The organism is Peribacillus sp. SIMBA_075, from assembly GCF_046534585.1.
Genome location: NZ_JAWRYN010000722.1, coordinates 1 through 267, shown reverse-complemented (window position 1 = coordinate 267; position 267 = coordinate 1). Strand labels below are relative to the sequence as shown.

Below are 267 nucleotides of genomic sequence, written 5' to 3'. Positions count from 1 at the left end.
CGCTTGTGATCGGTACGCGCGATTTGACGCATAGCTATTCGATCATCTCCTTCCATGAAGGATTCGCATGGCTCATGCAGATCGTCATGTTCGTCATTCTCGGCCTGCTCGTCTTTCCGAGCCAATTGGCGGACTGGGAACTGATCTGGAAAGGACTTGTGTTATCGTTCGTGTTGATTTTCGTAGCCCGCCCGGCCGCCGTTTTCATCAGTACGGCGTTTTTCGATTACGATGTGAAAGAAAAGCTGTTCATGTCCTGGGCAGGGC

The 267-nt window shown here is 51.7% G+C and carries 1 protein-coding gene; it reads left to right on the top strand.

The genetic code is table 11. The features are described 5' to 3' along the window. On the top strand, positions 1–267 hold a 267-nt coding region (locus SB775_RS30100), incomplete at both ends, for a cation:proton antiporter domain-containing protein (RefSeq protein WP_410864912.1).